This is a genomic window from Akkermansia muciniphila (genome assembly GCF_900184965.1).
Lineage (GTDB): Bacteria > Verrucomicrobiota > Verrucomicrobiia > Verrucomicrobiales > Akkermansiaceae > Akkermansia > Akkermansia muciniphila_A.
Genome location: NZ_FXYA01000173.1, coordinates 32,097 through 48,391, shown reverse-complemented (window position 1 = coordinate 48,391; position 16,295 = coordinate 32,097). Strand labels below are relative to the sequence as shown.

At 55.3% G+C, this 16,295-nt stretch carries 17 protein-coding genes; 4 read left to right on the top strand and 13 right to left on the bottom strand.

Annotated elements, in window-relative coordinates; all coding sequences use genetic code 11:
- Nucleotides 1-6: 6 nt before the first annotated feature.
- Both CI070_RS05480 and CI070_RS05475 read right to left on the bottom strand, forming a co-directional pair.
- The gene (locus CI070_RS05480; protein WP_094136548.1) at nt 7-1,230 is read right to left on the bottom strand and encodes a class I SAM-dependent RNA methyltransferase; all 1,224 of its coding nucleotides are present in this window, start codon (nt 1,228-1,230) and stop codon (nt 7-9) included.
- Between the two features lie 15 nt (nt 1,231-1,245).
- Nucleotides 1,246-1,569 carry a hypothetical protein gene (locus CI070_RS05475; RefSeq protein WP_094136547.1) on the bottom strand — a complete coding sequence of 108 codons (324 nt, stop codon included), beginning with the start codon at nt 1,567-1,569 and terminating at the stop codon, nt 1,246-1,248.
- A gap of 144 nt (nt 1,570-1,713) precedes the next feature.
- Between CI070_RS05475 and CI070_RS13045 the strand changes: the two genes are divergently transcribed.
- The gene (locus CI070_RS13045) at nt 1,714-2,286 is read left to right on the top strand and encodes a thioredoxin family protein (RefSeq protein ID WP_143247158.1); all 573 of its coding nucleotides are present in this window, start codon (nt 1,714-1,716) and stop codon (nt 2,284-2,286) included.
- 169 nt (nt 2,287-2,455) lie between these two features.
- Here the strand turns inward: CI070_RS13045 and CI070_RS05465 are convergent, their stop codons facing one another.
- Nucleotides 2,456-3,925: a hypothetical protein gene (locus CI070_RS05465; protein WP_094136545.1), complete on the bottom strand. Its 1,470-nt coding sequence runs from the start codon at nt 3,923-3,925 to the stop codon at nt 2,456-2,458.
- 154 nt (nt 3,926-4,079) lie between these two features.
- Between CI070_RS05465 and CI070_RS05460 the strand changes: the two genes are divergently transcribed.
- Nucleotides 4,080-4,352 (top strand): HU family DNA-binding protein, encoded by a 273-nt coding sequence (locus CI070_RS05460; RefSeq protein WP_094136544.1) that lies wholly within the window; start codon nt 4,080-4,082, stop codon nt 4,350-4,352.
- Nucleotides 4,353-4,481: 129 nt separating this feature from the next.
- Nucleotides 4,482-6,635: an alpha-galactosidase gene (locus CI070_RS05455; protein WP_094136543.1), complete on the top strand. Its 2,154-nt coding sequence runs from the start codon at nt 4,482-4,484 to the stop codon at nt 6,633-6,635.
- Between the two features lie 156 nt (nt 6,636-6,791).
- On the opposite strand, the gene CI070_RS05450 is transcribed toward CI070_RS05455, so the two are convergent.
- From CI070_RS05450 to CI070_RS05440, 3 genes are read right to left on the bottom strand one after another with little or no spacing between them, the layout of a single operon-like run.
- Nucleotides 6,792-7,223, bottom strand: coding sequence for a hypothetical protein (locus CI070_RS05450; protein WP_094136542.1), 432 nt, complete (start codon nt 7,221-7,223; stop codon nt 6,792-6,794).
- A gap of 13 nt (nt 7,224-7,236) precedes the next feature.
- Complete coding sequence (locus CI070_RS05445; RefSeq protein WP_143245631.1) at nt 7,237-7,725, bottom strand: hypothetical protein; 489 nt, start codon at nt 7,723-7,725, stop codon at nt 7,237-7,239.
- Between the two features lies 1 nt (nt 7,726).
- Nucleotides 7,727-8,872: a hypothetical protein gene (locus tag CI070_RS05440; protein ID WP_179218411.1), complete on the bottom strand. Its 1,146-nt coding sequence runs from the start codon at nt 8,870-8,872 to the stop codon at nt 7,727-7,729.
- 30 nt (nt 8,873-8,902) lie between these two features.
- Between CI070_RS05440 and CI070_RS13510 the strand changes: the two genes are divergently transcribed.
- Nucleotides 8,903-9,325, top strand: a complete 423-nt coding sequence (locus CI070_RS13510) for a hypothetical protein (protein WP_218824884.1) — start codon at nt 8,903-8,905, stop codon at nt 9,323-9,325.
- A 25-nt stretch (nt 9,326-9,350) separates the two neighbouring features.
- On the opposite strand, the gene CI070_RS13900 is transcribed toward CI070_RS13510, so the two are convergent.
- The 7 genes from CI070_RS13900 to nrdD form a co-directional block, all read right to left on the bottom strand.
- Nucleotides 9,351-9,677: a hypothetical protein gene (locus tag CI070_RS13900; protein WP_218824883.1), complete on the bottom strand. Its 327-nt coding sequence runs from the start codon at nt 9,675-9,677 to the stop codon at nt 9,351-9,353.
- A gap of 78 nt (nt 9,678-9,755) precedes the next feature.
- Nucleotides 9,756-11,369, bottom strand: a complete 1,614-nt coding sequence (locus tag CI070_RS05435) for an aspartate:alanine exchanger family transporter (protein ID WP_094136539.1) — start codon at nt 11,367-11,369, stop codon at nt 9,756-9,758.
- A 113-nt stretch (nt 11,370-11,482) separates the two neighbouring features.
- The gene (locus tag CI070_RS05430) at nt 11,483-11,962 is read right to left on the bottom strand and encodes a response regulator (RefSeq protein WP_094136538.1); all 480 of its coding nucleotides are present in this window, start codon (nt 11,960-11,962) and stop codon (nt 11,483-11,485) included.
- On the bottom strand, nt 11,949-13,391 hold the full coding sequence (locus CI070_RS05425) for an ATP-binding protein (protein ID WP_179218410.1): 1,443 nt from the start codon (nt 13,389-13,391) through the stop codon (nt 11,949-11,951). The genes CI070_RS05430 and CI070_RS05425 overlap by 14 nt, the downstream gene beginning before the upstream one ends.
- Nucleotides 13,392-13,458: 67 nt before the next feature.
- Nucleotides 13,459-15,198: an SLC13 family permease gene (locus tag CI070_RS05420; protein WP_094136536.1), complete on the bottom strand. Its 1,740-nt coding sequence runs from the start codon at nt 15,196-15,198 to the stop codon at nt 13,459-13,461.
- Nucleotides 15,199-15,293: 95 nt separating this feature from the next.
- Entirely contained in the window at nt 15,294-16,028 is a 735-nt protein-coding gene (locus CI070_RS05415; protein ID WP_094136535.1) for an anaerobic ribonucleoside-triphosphate reductase activating protein, read from the bottom strand.
- A 26-nt stretch (nt 16,029-16,054) separates the two neighbouring features.
- Nucleotides 16,055-16,249 (bottom strand): anaerobic ribonucleoside-triphosphate reductase, encoded by a 195-nt coding sequence (gene nrdD, locus CI070_RS05410; RefSeq protein ID WP_012419909.1) that lies wholly within the window; start codon nt 16,247-16,249, stop codon nt 16,055-16,057.
- Nucleotides 16,250-16,295 lie beyond the last annotated feature (46 nt).

The following is a 16,295-nucleotide window of genomic DNA, read 5'->3' as shown; positions in this document are numbered from 1 at the left end:
AAAAAATCAGGTATTTTTTTTCAGGGTGACCACGCATTCCAGATGCTTGGTCTGGGGGAACAGGTCAAAGGGCTGGACGGCGGTGACGGCGTACCCGGCTTTGTCGAATTCCGCCAGGTCCCGTATCTGGGTGGCTGGGTTGCAGGAAACGTAAACGACCTTTCCGGGGCCGAAGGCGAACAACTGGGTCAGGAATTCCATGCTGCACCCTTTCCGGGGCGGGTCGATCACCACAGCGGTTTTTTCCGCGGGGAAATCCACCCGGGCAAAAATGGCCCCGGCGTCCGCCGCCAGGAATTCCGCGTGTTCAATTCCGTTGCTGCGCGCGTTGCTGCGCGCCCAGTCCGCAGAAGTCTCACTGACTTCCACGCCCAGCACTTTTTTAAATTTCTTCGCCAGGCTCAGGGCGAACAGGCCGGAACCGCAGTAAGCGTCCACCAGGAATTCCTCCCCGTCCATACTCGCCTGTTGAGCCACGTAATCCGTAAAAAGCGGAAGAATGAAAGGATTATTCTGAAAAAAGTCTCCCGCCAGAAAATGAAACTCCAAATTGCCCACCCGTTCGCACGCCACAGCGTTGTTATTGGTGATGACGGTTCCTTCCGAGGCCCGGAGCAGGATGGTGGCTCCCCGCTTGAACCGGGCCGCGGCCTGGTAAACGCTTTTGCGTGCCAAGGGCAGGGCTTCATTAATGCACTCCATGGCAATCGGGCATTGCGGCACGTCCACGACGTCCCTTCTGGAGCCTGCTTTCAGAAAACCGATGGCCGGCTTGCCTCCTTCCTTCGGCTTGTCAAAGTGGGGCGTAATCTTGGATCGGTAATGGTATTGGCGGGGAGAGGCTATGGCCGGATTGACAGGCAGTTCCAGCCCTGCCTGCAGGCGGAGCAGATCCGCTACCTGCCGGGTTTTCCAGAGAAGCTGGCGGTCATAGGAGAGATGCTGGTACTGGCATCCACCGCAGGTTCCGAACAGGCGGCATCCCGGCTCTACGCGGTCCGGGCTGGGGTTAATTATTTCCACCAGATCGGCAGAGGAATAGTTTTTATCATTACGCCAGACGCGGGCTTTGACACGGTCTCCCGGCAGGGCGAAGGGGACGAAAACCACCCATCCGTCCACGCGGCCGATACCGTCTCCCGCATTGGAAAGGGCGTCAATATCCAGTTCAAGCTCCTGGTGGTAGGAAAAAGGTTCGGGGTGGAAGCCTTTGGGAATGGTCGCAGTCATGGTGGTGGGAAAAGATTATGGGGCGGAAGGGGTAATCAGCTTGCCGTCCAGATCATACAACAGGGTTTCCGGCAGCCGAGGGGTGCGCAGTCCGGGACGGAAATCGCCCGGCAAGACAGCCGGCCCCGGAGCGGACTCTTCATTCTCATCCTCTGGAAGAATGTCCTGTTGCGCCGGAGCGGGCGCCCAGGGAGCGGGATGGTCCGCCGGGGCGGTTTGTTCCGGCTGAACGGCTGGAACTGGGGCGGGGTCCTGAGGCGCCGTTTCCTTGTTGGAGGTGCAGGAAGAGGTCCAGGCCAGCCCGGCAATCAGACAGGAGCGGATCAGGAGCTTTCTCATGGCGCGGATTCTTACAGCTTCATTCGGACTTGGCAAGTGAATAGCCCTGCTATGGTTCATGTAAGGGGCATTTCTTTTTTCCTGGAACCCGGAGAACGCTTGCTGTTTGACTATCCCCGGATAGTATTTATAGTAGGAACACGTATGAGGTCTTTCCTTTTTTTATGTTGTTCCGCAGCGGTTTTAGGACTGTTCGCCCCCCAGGCCGGCGTAGCTCAACAGCGTCCTCCAATCTTCGGTTTTGCCAATAAAAACAGGATACCTGAAGTCAATAAATCGGGCAGCCCCATTTTTGATAAACTCCGCAATGGAGCTATGAAGAAAAAGTTGCCGCTGGTGATTTACCTGACCGGTTCTTCATGGTGCTCTCATTGCAATATTTTTACCCGGGAATACATCAAAACAGCGAATTTCAAAAATGCCGCCGGGAAGAAATTTATATTTTGGCTGGTGGACACCAAACAGGTGCCGGGAAATTCCCCGGGGACATTTAATTTCAAAATGGTTCCGGAAGAAGCCGCAAAAATCGTGGGATGTGCGGATTCCCCCCGTGCGCCGTATGTGGTTCTTGGCCCTCCCGCCGTGTTTATCATTGACCCTGTTTCCGGAGAATTGATCAAGAGCCTGTTTACCAAAAGTGAAGTGGACAAGTATGGGAAACCTCTTGCCGGAATTATTGAAGAAGCCTGGAAGGAGTTTTCCCGCAAGGCCAAATAGGAAACGGAATATATGGAGGGATTCCCGGTTGTCCATGACCCAGCCGGTATAAAGAAGAACGGCTTTAAAAGTTCTTTTGTTTTATAGGAGGCGAAAAAATCCGTCCGGCTTTTCTCCAGCTTTTTTGGCAGAAGGTGTTGTACGAAATCCTTTTCCGGGGCAGGTTCCGTTAAAAACGGTAAATGCAGCGCAGCCACGGCTGGGGAGTACCGGAATAGTAGGGATACCACCGGTGTCCGGGGTGGTGCATGGTGCGGCCCCATTCATCCTGGCGGCGCGCCTGGGGCGCATAGAAAAGCTGTTTCCACTCCCGGCTGGCGAAGGAAGAAGATTCTGTTTCCGAAGCCGGAGGCGCCAGAACCGCCTGGAGGGCGCTGGAAGAACAGCAATAATAGGGAATGTTGAACCGGGGCGCCAGTCCGAACGCCAGCAAAAGCCATATCCAGACGCGGAGACCGGGATGCCGCGTCCAGGAGGAAGCCAGAAAGGCAAGCAGGCAGGCCATGACCGGAACGCTTCCTTTGCAAAGCAGGTCATTGACGTCTCCGTTCACGTAAAAGAAAGGCAGAATCAGGCCGGTTGCCAGCGTACAGATGAAGAGGGGATTTTTGCGGAAATCCCGCCAGCAGAACAGGGCGTACAGCAGGGATGAGGTCGCCATAAGCAGGAAATCCCCCGGACGCGTATAAAAAGGCCGCATGCCCATGTGGGAGGATGGCGCATTTACCGCCCCATAGTAAAGAAGAAAACACGCTCCCAGCAGAACGGCGGCTGAAAAGGAGGGATGGAGCAGGACATCCCGGAGAGGGAGGACGCCTTTCCATTGGCGGCGCCACTGGCAGGCCGCCAGGGGCAGCCCTCCAAGGGCTGCGAGGGGGGAATAAAAGGCCGTGGCTGCGAACAGAAGAGGGATCCAGTACAGGGGCATGCGTCCTGAAGCCAGGAAGATGAAAAAAAGCAGAACAGGAATGGATGCGTTTGCGCTGCACATGATTTGTTCCGCCGTGCCGAAGTAATGCAGACGAAACAGATCCAGCCCCAGCCAGCACTGGAAATTCAGCAGAGAGCCGAATGCCGCCATCAGCAGGGCGAGCAGCAGGGAGCGGCGTCCGGAGAAAACGCAGAGCCACAGCCAGGAAAGGAACAGGCCCCAGGTTCCCCACAGAACGACAAGCACGCGCGCGGCGTCCAGCCCCGCCAGTTTTCCCGCCAGGGCTGGGACCAGCCAGAACCCCGTGTTGTAAATAAGCACGTTCCCGTCCGGAAAGATGACGGGCCACGGGCTGGCGACCAATTCACGAAGGCAGGCATTTCTGACGATATGGTCAGGGTGCTGGTTGACCCACTCCCCCCAGCCGGAAAATATCATCAGGGCGGCAAACGCCGCCAAGGCGAGAAATGAAGAGCGGGTGAACAGGGGGAAGGCGGGAAGGGAATTCTTTTTCTGCGGTTCCTTGCGTTTTCGGGGCGCCAGCCCCGCCGCCGTCAGGAGCGTGAGAGGGAGGGCAGCGTACCAGTGCATCCACCCGGCCAGGAACACCAGGACAGGCAGCAGAAGCCAGGCGCAGGTGTGCCATTTCAGCGCAGTTGCGTTGAACGCTTGTTCCGGGCACGGGGCATCAGCGGCTGGGGGAGGCATCTCCCCGGAACCTTAATGGGGCCGGTCCGCGGGGGCAAGGAGGAAACTCGCAGACCGGAATGGAAGGGGGCGTTTGTACGGGTATGGTGGCAGGAATGAGCGCACGCCGTTGCCTCTTTACCGGAGAAACGGGGCAGGTCATGCTGGGCGGCCTATGAATAAAACACAATTTATCAGGGAGCTCCAGCGTGAGCTGGGGAAGGATGTTACTTCCCGGCAGGCGGAACACGCGTTGAACGCGGTGTTGGATACGATTGCGCGGTCGGTCCGGAGGCGGTCTCTGGTGAAATTCCGGGGCTTTGGCACTTTCCGCGTCAAGCGCCGCCGCGCCCGCATCGTACGCCATCCGGAAAACGGCGGCAGGCTGCTGGTGCATGAATCGAAAACCATGAAATTCCGCCCCTCTTCCCTTCTGTGGAAGGAGTAGGGAAGCCGTTCGGCAGCTCCTGTCATTTTGCCATTGACTTCCCCGTCCGCGGAGGCCCTTAATGTGGATAAGGCAGGAGCGTTTTTGCCTGCCTGCATAAGTAACTGGCCCCTTCCACGTTTGCCGATCATGATTCCGGATTCCGTTCATCTGCTGACCCATTCCTCCCAGATGACCCTGTACAAAGATGAACAGGGCCGTGTGCGCCGCGCCTATTACGGCCCGAGGCTGCATCAGCCGGAGGATGCCCTGGAAAACGCCGCGGATGCTCCTCTCCTGTATTCCTCCCTGGCGGATTCCGTAACAGGGCTTCCCAATGCGTCCGGCGAGTACTGCATTTGCGTGACCCAGGCGGACGGGGCCCTTTCCCTGAGTCTGGAATGCCGGGGTTGGGAAGTGCTGGAACTGGATGACGACCGGGAAGAAGCCGTCTTCTATGGGAAGGACCCTTCCTACCCTGTGCGGGTGGAAATCCACGTGCGCTCTCACAGGGAATCGGACACCTTTTTGCAGTGGGCGGTTGTTCGGAACGAAGGGAAAGAAGGCATCCGCCTGCACCGCGCTGCGTCCGCACAACTGGGTTTGCGCGCAGAACGGTATTTCGTCACCAGCTTCCGCGGCACCTGGGGCGGCGAGTCCCTGATGAGTGAGGAAGAAGTGGCCCGGGGGCATGAACTTGCCCTGGTATCCGGAACCGGCGCCCGCACCGCCCAGGAGGGAAGCCCCGGATTCATCATCTCTCTGGACGGTCCGGCGCGGGAGGATTCCGGGGAAGTGATTCTGGGGGCGCTGGCATGGTCCGGCAATTACCGGATATGGTTCCGGCACAGCCCGTATCATTACCTTTTTGCCGGGGCGGGGCTGGATACGGCTCCCGCGTCCTATCTGCTGGACGGCGGCGGCGTGTTTGAAACGCCGCCCCTCATTCTGGCGCACAGTAAAGACGGCAAGGGAGAGGCCTCCCGGCGCATCCACCGCTGGGCGCGCCGCTATGGCCTGCGCGGCGGAGTAACAGAGAGGCCAACCTTGCTGAATTCCTGGGAGGGGGTGTATTTTACCTTTACGGAAAAAGTGCTGCACGGCATGATGAAACGTGCGGCGGACTTGGGGATAGAGCTTTTTGTGCTGGATGACGGCTGGTTCGGCAACCGGTTCCCCCGCAATGACGCCCGCGCGGGATTGGGGGACTGGCAGGTGAACCGCGCTAAATTGCCCCATGGGCTGGAAGGCCTTATCCGCCATGCGGAAAAACTGGGGATACGCTTCGGCATCTGGGTGGAGCCGGAAATGGTGAACCCTCATTCGGAGCTTTATCAGAACCATCCGGAGTGGGTCATCGGTCTCCCAAACCGGGAAAACAGACAGGAACGCAGCCAGTATTTGCTGGATCTGAGCAATCCTCATGTATGCAGGTACATTCTTGACGCCATGCGGAAGCTGCTTGGAGAACATCCGGGCATTTCCTACGTCAAATGGGATTGCAACCGCAAAATTTCCGACCCCGGCTCCCTCTGGCTGGACGCCTGCCGCCAGGGGAATCTGCCCATTGACTATGTGCGGGGCTATGAACACGTTCTTGATACGCTGGCGGCGGAATTCCCGGATGTGACATTCCAGGCCTGTTCTTCCGGCGGAGGCCGCGCCGACTATGGAACCATGCGGAGGCATCATGAATTCTGGACATCCGACAATACGGACGCTTATGAACGCGTGTTCATGCAGTGGGGCATAGGCCACCTGTTCCCGGCTCTTTCCATGGCCGCCCATGTGACAGCCTCCCCCAACCACCAGACGGGCCGCTCCACGCCGCTCAAATTCCGGTTTGACGTGGCCATGTCCGGACGGCTTGGCTTTGAACTCCAGCCGTGCGACATGACGGAGGAGGACATAGCCTTTGCCAAACGTGCTCTGGCGGAATACAAGCGCATCCGTCCCGTAGTCCAGTTTGGGGATTTGTACCGCCTATCGTCCCCGTATGAAAGCCGGGTGGCCTCCCTGATGTATGTATGCGGAAAACGGGCGGTTGTTTTCGCCTGGTTGATGGATAAATGGCTGGCGGATTCCCCTCCGCCCCTGCGCCTGAAAGGCCTGAATCCTGCCGTCAGATATCTGGTGCGGGAAATCAACATGAATGAGGACGGCTCTCTCACGAACGTTCACGAACAGGTGCTGGGCGGCGATTTCCTGATGGACGCCGGCATCCGCATCCGCTGGAAAAAGGCCTTCCAGTCCGTCTGCCTGGAGGTGGCGGAAACAAACCCTGATGCTCCGGCTTCATCATGAAATCGGCGTTTGGCGTGGGAGCCATAGCCGCCTTACTGATGTGATGAGTTAGGAGTTCTCTTAGAGGTGAGGGTATACAGCCAATGCGGCAGAAGACAGGCGCATTCCAATGCCGGTTTGCCGATATTTCTCTCTTTTTCTACAGGAAAAGGCCGATCATTCAATCTTGATGAGGCCCTCCCTGATGAGCCGGGCCGCTTCCCGTTCTATTTCCTTTTGATGTTTTTTCATGTAGGCCTGGTACGCTTCCTCAATATCGAAACGGATGGTCAGGACCCATTCCTCATCTTCGTTTTGTAAATCAAACTCCGAATAGTGACGGCTGTCAAAATAATCCTGCTCTTGCCCCTCTATGACGATTTTGTAATCCGGATAATGTTTTTTTATATATTCCCGCTGTTTTTCCAGGAGCTTGTCCAAATCCTTCTCATTAAACACAGCAGGGTTGGTGATGACAGGGGTATCTTTTTCTTCTTCCTGCTGCTGTGCGTCCGGCTGCCGGGGATGTTCTTCCTGTGCCTCAATCTGGCTGATGAGCCCCAACATGCAGGAGAAGAATATGGCGAATATGTTTGATATGGATTTCATGTTTCTGTTCAGGTTATTGATGGTTTTTGCAGTCTTCTTTTAATTGTTTTTCCAAGAGATTTTTAATTTTTATTTTTCCTTCCTTTACTACATAAGGAACATCTTTTGGAGGATGGTAGTCCACTCCGGACCGGGATATATTGGTCATGTGGCCTATTTTCCATTCTGATTCTACCTTTCCGTGATGGACAAACCGATAGATATAAACGATATGCACGTGGCGGAAAGCTTTATCCGTTTTCAGATTTTCAGCCAGGGTAAGGAGGCCGCTCGCTTTTTTGATGGCCTGGAGGGCAATTTCGCTCAATACTTTTTTGGAAATTTTGCCTAATCCTTTTTCTGCCGCGCTCAACGTAGCCGGTTTGGAACCGCTGGCGGTAGTATAGGGAATATACTTGTCTACCTCAACTTTGCAATCCGCCGAAACGGGCAGGAAGCTGAAAGAGCAAAGGAGCATTGCCGCGATATATGGCCATATTCGTATGGATGGTTTCTTCTTCATATCAATTTATTTTCGTGGAGCCGGGTTTCATTTCCGCGTTCTTTTCCGTTGAGGCGGAAATTTTTTCAATAAACTCTTTTCCCTCTCTGTTTAACTTCCTATCCCCCCAGATGCTTAACAGGGTTTGATAGGTTTCCACATAGTATTTTTGCGTCTTATCCCTTTCCGTCAGCGCTTCAATGACTCTTTGCATCACTTTGACCGAATATTTTTTCATTTTAGGTGTCCATACGGCGTGTTTTCCCTTTTGGGTCCATAAGGACAGATGTTTTCCGGTAAAGCCCGGCTTGTATTCGGCGACGCCTTTGATTTCAGGACAATCCCCCATTAATCTGTTCCAGACCAGGCGGGTAAAAAGTTCTTCCGCATGGGGCGTGCAGTCGGGGCCGAGCGCGCAGGCATAGAGTTCATAGGGATTCACCCTGTTTTCCCGGATATTCAGCACGCTTTTCGCCGCGTGCCAAATGAGATTGTGCTCATTGGGCATCGCTTGAGCCAGTTCCCTGAGCAAGGCGAGTTTTCTCCGGTCGCTGGCGTTTTTGGCCTTGATATCCAGATAACGCTGCCACGCAGGATAATTGAAGGGATTGAATTGACGCGCTTCCCGCAAGAGCAACTCCACATGTTCCTGTTTTTGTGTGCAGAAGGACAGATAATACGTTAAAGCCGATTCTTCCGCATGAGGATGATGAATGAATGAATCGTAAGCTGTCACCAGTTGAACAGGGCCTTTCCAGGGAATCTGAGCGCCGCCGCTGGCCCAATTCCAGCCGCCGAGATTGTTGCCGATTTGCCAGTGGCCATTGGGGTGTTTCCATACGAAGGCGCAGTGTCCCGGCTGTCCAATCGGGTAAGCGGGAACTCCTTTGGAACGCAGGAATCCAGCTGCGCCTTTGGAGACGGCGCCGCATACTCCTCCGTATTCCGTGTAAAGTTTCAGCGTGATGGGTTTGTGGTCATAAAAAGCGCTTCCGGCATGGACGCTGACGCCTTTGTCATTCTTTTTACGGTAGGGAATGAATCCGGGAAATCTGCTTCCGGCTTTCTCCGGCCTGATTTTTTTCCCTGCGATAAATTGCTGTGCCCATGCCAGATCTTCAAGACCTTCTTTTCCCCGGAATACGATGGCCCATTCCCAGGGTTGCAAGGTTTCTGCCTGTGGATAGCATTTGGCGTGGTGATGAGAATCCCGGTAGAAGTTAAATTTGGCGATGCATTCTTCAGGAGAAAAGATGTCTGCGACAAGGCCGGCTCCCAATGCCATGCTGAGTTCAACGGGATTGAAATTCTGATCGCTGGTATTCCAGATTTGGTAAAAAACGGAAAGAGTACTTTTGCCGGCTGGACCAGATTGGGCGAGCATGTTGAATACTTCCGGGTGGCTGGAAAGCCATTTCCTGAAGACCTGATCCTTGAGTTCCTCCTGAGTGAAAGGTTTCCCTCCTTCGGCAGTATTGAAAAACTGGTGCAGGCAGCACAATGCCGCCACTTGAGGGGATTGAATCAGTTTTCGTATTTTGTCGGAGGTAAGCGGGCCGGAATCAAGCCGGCTGCGCAGGACTTCCCGGATTTTACCGGCAATGAAGGAGGACCGCCCTGAAGAAAGCAGTGTTTGTATGTCTGCTTCAGATGAAGCCAGAGCGCCAAAACTCTCTATAGACATGAGCATGCTGAAAAGGAAAAGCCAGAGGATGTTTTTCATAAGGTATGAAAGACAGACTTAAATGCATGGCAACATAAATTGAAAAAATGTCAATAAAATATGATTTTTTTGAATATGAAAAATACATTTCATATTTCGCTTTTATATCAAAATGATATTGACGGCAAAAGGATTTTTTCAAATGGAAAATTGGGGTCATTGGCTCTGAGAGACATTGGATTTTCGGAGCCGAATCCGGGATGATTTTTGTGTCTATCCCTCCCGCAAGATGATGAAAACGGGGTTCCATTCGGAAAAAGAATGGAACCCCGTGCTGAAGCGGTAAAACAGAGATAATAGTTTTCAGGTCAGATGATCTCTGCCATTGTCAAATTCCCACCACGCCGCCGATGGTCTGGATGATGACCTTGGCGACGATAGTCATCAGGATAAGGGCCACGGGGTAGGCGGTGGCGTAGCTGACCACGGGGGCCTGGGAGTCCGTCTTGCTGGCGATGGCTCCCAGGGCCGGGGTGGAGGTCATGCCGCCGCAGATGCCGCCCAGGCATTCCAGAATGTTCATCTTGAAGACTTTCATGCCCACGAAGTAGCCGGCGAACATGCCGGAGCAGGTGACGATGACGCCCATGATGAAGACGGCGGCGCCGTGGGTGGCTACCGTATCCACCAGGTCCGCTCCGCCCTTGATGCCGGCGTCAGCCAGGAAGAAAACCAGCCCCAGATCCTGCAAAAGAAGGCGGGTGGGGCGTGGGATGTAGCCGACGATGGGGCCCAGACGTCCGAAGTGGCCGAGCAGCAGAGCGACGATGAGGGGGCCTCCCGCAATGCCCAGGGAAATGCCCGCGCCGTTGCCGAAGCTGAAGTTGACCAGGCCCAGAATGATGCCCAGGGAGAGGCCGAAGCCCAGGGAGAGCAGGTCCGTCTGGTTCATGTCCTGGCTGCGGTGGCCGATTTTGTCCCCGTATTTGGTAAGGTTTTCCGGGGAACCGACTACAGTCAGCACGTCGTTGCGTTCCAGCGTGGTTTCCCCCGTAGGGACGAAGGTGAAGCCCAGGCGGGAAATGCGGGAGATAATGACGCCGTCCGTACGCAGGGTTTTCAGGTCGCGGAGCTTGTGCCCGGCATAGTTCTTGTTTGTCAGAATCAGTTTGCGGCGCTCCTTCTGGGAGTCCATGGGGTAGGGATTGTCGCATACCTCCCCCAGGAAGGCGATGTCGTGGCGCATGGTGTCGCTGTTGCCCACAATGAGGACTTCCGTTCCTTCCCGGAACGTGTCTTCCGGCGTCAGGGGCATCAGCCTGTCGTTGCGAACCACGCGGGTGACCATGCAGTGCAGGCCGTCCAGCAGCTTGCAGTCCGCAATGTTCTGGCCTATCAGGTTGGGCTGTGTGACGCGGACAAGGCGGGAAATGATGCTGACCTCCTGTCTGGAATGCATGGCTTTGGCCTCCTTGTTGAGGTCAAAATGCAGCAGGCGCGGCAGAAGCTGGACGAAAAGGACCACGCCCACCACTCCGAACGGATAGGCGATGCCGTAACCGATGCTGACGCCGCTGCCGGAGGCTCCCGGCAGGCTTTCCGTGGCGGCCGCCAGCGCCGGGGTGCTGGTGCATGCGCCGGCAAAGATGCCGGAAGATATTCCCGCGGGAATGTTGAACCAGATGCCGAAGAGGCAGGTGAATAAAGCTGACACTCCCACAATCACCGCAGACATGATGGCCAGCTTGCTGCCCTGCTTGGCAATGGCGGAGAAGAAGCGGTTGCCCGCGCTGAGGCCCACGCAGTATACAAAGAGAGCCAGGCCCAGCTGCCCTACGCCGTCGGGAATGGCCAGGCGGTAGTGGCCGGCGGCCAGCGCCACGAAAAGAACGCCGGAAAGACCCAGGTTCAGTCCGTATATTTTAATGCTGCCGAGAGCGATGCCAAAAAAGATGATTCCAAAGAGAACCAGGGTGTTATGTTGGAGCAGAATATCAAACATGAAGGCGGTTAGCGGTTTTGTTCCCTTCCTTGGCGCAGGGCAGGGGAATGCCCTGCGCGGATGGGGATGCGTGCTTTGAAAAAGCGGAGGGGCGGCGTATTTCTTCCGGCCCTTCAATTTCTCCGCAGGTAATCCAGCAGAGTGGCCTGGTCCAGGCAGGACATATAGGGAGTATGGTCGATGCCCTTGTCCATGATAAACCTGGTCAGCAGTTTGCGGGCGGTCGTAAGGAGAACGGCGGGATCCCAGGGCTTTTCCAGATAGTTGTCAATGTGCGCGTCATTGACGGCCTGGATGGTGTCCGCGTGGGTGGCCTGGCCGGTCAGCAGGATTTTGCGCGTCCCGGCAAAACGGTCGTCTTTGGCGATGCCTCCAAGCAATTCTACTCCTGAACCTCCCGGCATGACGTGGTCGGAGATAATCAGTCCCGTCAGTTCTCCGTCCTGGTCGAATTCTTCCAACAGTTCGCGGCATTCGGATGCGGATTCCACCCCTTCCAGGCGGAAGCAGGAATTCAGCGGACGAAGGTCGCGCAAAACGCTGTCCAGGACTTCCGGCTGGTCGTCCACGCAAATGATGTTAATTTTTTCCATGATTGTTGATGGTTGGTATGATTATCGTAAAAACGGTATGGCCCGGAACGCTCTCCAGGCGGATGCGGCCGCCGTAGCTGTCCACAATGCGCCGGACGATGGTGAGCCCCAGCCCCAGGCCGAAGGAAAGCCCTTTCTTTTTGGTAGTGAAGTTGGGACGGAAAATTTTTTCATGCAAGTCCTTTGGAACGCCGGGGCCGTTGTCCGTGACGGAGACCAGAATTTCGCGGGTGGTATGGGATGTCTGGTCCTTGCTGCTGATTTTTTCCACCCGGCATTCTACATGGATGGAAGGGTTGGGGGTATTTTCTATTTTCAGCGCGTCGCAGGCGTTCTGAAGCAGGTTGATCCAAATTTGAACGAGCTCCGTCATATCCGCGAAAATGCCGGGCACGGCGTCCCTGGGAGGCAGGACCATTTCAAAATCAACGCCGCGCAGACTGGACTTGACCAGCGCAACAGCTTCCGTAAGGGAATCCGTCACGTTCACCCCTTCTTCCCGTCTGGTGTTGCCTCCCCCCAGCAGGCGAACGGAGCGGACAATGGCTGTAGCGTGCCGGACAGCCAGTTTCATGTCATGCAAGTCGTGTCCCAATTCCCAATAAGGGAGGTTTTGTTCCAGCTGGCTGAGGAATGGCTTGTCCAGCAGTTCCGGCTGATTCTGTATGTCCGGAATCAGGGCTAGGGCCTTGGCCACGTCCTGGGAAAGCCCGTAATTTTTTTCAAACTGGCGCGCCAGCCTGCGCTGTTCGGAAGTGGACGCGGAGGAAGACCCTTCCAACCCTTTATTGTACAGGGTGTACCGGAAGGCGTTTTCCTGGCGGAACATGTTGTCCAGAGATTCCAGAACAAAGTCCGTTTTACGGGACAGAACTCCCAGGGAATTGTTGAGCTCATGGGCTATTCCGGCGGATAACTGCCCCAGGGTGGCGGCCATTTCAGAACGGTGGAGCATCCGCAGCGCTTCTTCCTTTTCCGCAGTGCGGTCAAAGACACGGGTATTGCGCGCCGCCAGTTCATGGACAATGGCGGGAACAAACTGTTCCAGAAGCGTTCCGTAGCGTTCCTCGTCCACGGCGGGGGTAGCGGTGTCGATATAGGCCAGTTCCAAATCAGTTTCCGCAATGAGATCGGAGGAGCTGCGGAACCATCCAGAGAAGAAACTTTGCACTCCCAAATAGTCTCCGGGGCCTGCCCGGAACGCCTTATAGATTTTATGGGACGTGGAAGCTGTTTCCGGGTCTTCTTTAACGACGTGGCGGTAGGAGACCACGCTGCCGGATAAAATCAGGTAAAGCCTTTTGTTCTGTTCCCCCTGGCGGACGACGCTGTTTCCCTTGCTGATGGCAATAATGCGGTCCGGATCGGAAAAATACGCCAGATTGATGCGTTTTAATTTTTTCTGGAATTCCTCCTGTTCAATGATCATATGGCGCTTTTCCCGTTGATGTTGACCATGCCGGGGCATGTGGCCCCGGCGTGGAACATTATCTTATTTAAAAAGCATGGCATTGGGCAAGAATCATCATCATGACATAGGTCAAAATCATGCCCAGGATGCCCAGAATGACGCCGGAAACGGCCATCCCCTTGGAACTGACCAGGCCGGTGGCATAGGCCAGGGCGTTGGGGGGAGTGCTGATGGGAAGGCTCATGCCCAGGGAGGAGGCGAACGCCACGGATACCAGCAGGGCGGTAACGCCGCCCATAGGGGCCAGATTGTCGCCCATGTTGACGCCGACGACCGCGATAATCGGAATGAGCAGGGAGGCCGTAGCCGTATGGCTCATGAAGGTGGCCATGAACAGGCAGATGATTCCCGTGCCCACCATGAGCGGGAAGGGGGACCATTCGGCAAAGGGAATGGAGCCGATCAGATTTTTTGCCAGTCCGGTGTCTTGCAGGGCCAGCCCCAGGGCAAAGCCGCCGGCTACCAGCCAGAGCACGTCCCAGCCCATTTTCTTCAAGTCTTCCCTGGTGATGGTTTCCGTAATGGCAAAGACGGCGATGGGAATCATGGCGATGGTATTGGAGTCCAGCCCGTGCACTCCCTTGCCCGTTACCCACAGCAGGACGGTAACGGCAAAGGTAACGTAAACGATAATGGCCTTGGGGGTTCTCAGGAATTTACCACCCACCTGCAGTTCCAGTTTCTTTTGGGAGATGGGGAACAGCCACAGCAGGAGAAGCCACGCAATCAGAATCATGACGATGACGAAAGGAATGCCGAACATGAGCCATTTGCCGAAGGAAACGTCCAGCCCCATACCCTGCAGCGCCTTCAGCGCGATTGCGTTGGGGGGCGTGCCGATAGGCGTTCCGATGCCGCCGAGGTTGGCGGCGATGGGGATGGCCAGGGCAAAGGCGGCGCGGCCTTTGTCTTCCGGAGTAAACAGGGACAGCACCGGCGTCAGGATGGCGAGCATCATGGCGGCCGTAGCCGTGTTGCTCATAAACATGGAGAAAAGGGCCGTTACGGACATCAGCCCCAGAAGCACAAATTTGGGATTGGTTCCGAAGGGTTTCAAAAGTACTTTGGCCAGGTTCATGTCCAGCCTGTATTTGGTCGCGGCCGCAGCCAGGAAAAAGCCGCCCAGGAAAAGCATGATGATGGGATCCGCAAAGGTGGCCATTGTGGATTTTTGCTGCATGGTGTTGACAAATTGCAGCCCCTGGATGCGCGAGGTTATTTCCTTGCTGTACAGGCGTCCGGCCGCGGTCTTGAGCTGGGCGGCTATGGATTCCTGCCTGACGGCTTCTTCCGTTTTTCCTTCACGGGACAGTTCCTGCGCGTTCAGATCTATTTTTTCATAAGCGTCCATGAGCTGGAACCCCAGGGTCATCCTCACTTCTTCCGCGTCCAGCTTGGTTTTCTTATTTAGCCGGGTTTCAACATTTTCCTTCAGTTTACCGACTATCTCCGGATTGATCCCTTTGCCTATGGCGTCATCCAGAATGGAGGATACCGCCGCCTTGTCATAACGCTCCGGCATCAGGAATGAGAGAGAGCCGTTGGAGACGCACAGCAGGGACAGGGTAATGACCATCACGGAGGTGGTCCAGATAGGGATGGGTTCCAGAATCCAGAAAAGCGCCGCCATGACGAACATGGCGATAACGCGGATTTCAATAGGGCTTAATTGGATTCCCCATGAAGCGAAAGGCAGGAAGAAGACGACTCCTGCGGCGGCCAGGCTGATAGCTGCCTTGAGCAGCTTGTTTTGGGTTTCACTCATGAATAATAGTTGGTGATATGGTTGGCGGGCGGAAGGGTACTCCCGATTTTACAAATAGAAACTTTTATTTGAAAAAATTATGTCAGAGGGGACGGCTATTGTTTTCCAGAGTTGGAGCCGGGCGTTTTCTCCGTGATGGGGAAGTTGCGCAACCCTATGGGGATGTGCGTATTTAGCAGGGATAAGTCAATCATCCGTTCAGGAGCGCCGATTTGGCCGAGCGTTTCCTCTGTATTAAAAAAGTTCTGGAGGTAGTAGGTTCCTTTATAGCCGCGCGACGTCAGATCCCCGCTGATCTGGTTGATTTCCTTTTCCCCGAGAAGGCCGGAGTGGATTGTCGTCCGCACCTCAAACGGGAAATTTCTGTTGATCAGATAATCCAGCGTTTGAGTGAAGAAGGGAAATAAGTCCGGACGCCCGGTAATGGAGCCGAACAGTTTTTCCGGCGCTTTGTAATCCAGTGCAATATAGTCGCAAAGCCCTTCTTCCACCAGCGTTTTCACCACGCCGGGCCGGGTGCCGTTAGTGTCTATTTTGACTGCGAAGCCAAGCTGCCGTATATTGCGGCAGATAGGGATGAGGTCGGGACACAGCGTACACTCGCCGCCGGACAGGACTACTCCGTCCAGAAATCCCACCCGATCTCTGAGAAAATCAAGGTAGTCCGTCCGGTCTCCGGCGGGAGAATCCGTTCCCCTGACCAGAGAGACGTTGTAACAGTACTGACAAAACAAATTACAGCCTCTCAGCCAGAAGATGCAAGCCACCTTATTTGGAAAATCCAGCAAGGTGAGCGGCGTGATGTCTGCTATGCCCCGACCCGTTCCCATCGACTTCGCATATGTTGTTGGGAGAATTATCGCGGCTGTTCCGTTTGGGCGGAACAGGAGCAGGGGCGGCCCGGTTCCACGAAGTGGACGCGGTCATGGAACTCGCCCTGTTTGCCGGCATTGAAAGTTTCCACAGGGCGGTGATAGCCCATGACGCGCGTGTAAACGGTGCAGCGGGTCCGGTCCTGTGCGTACTTGCTTAATATTTCCTGTTTGGTCATTGTCGTATTGATGGTTGGGTTTTGAAAGTCGGGCGTCTATTGGGGA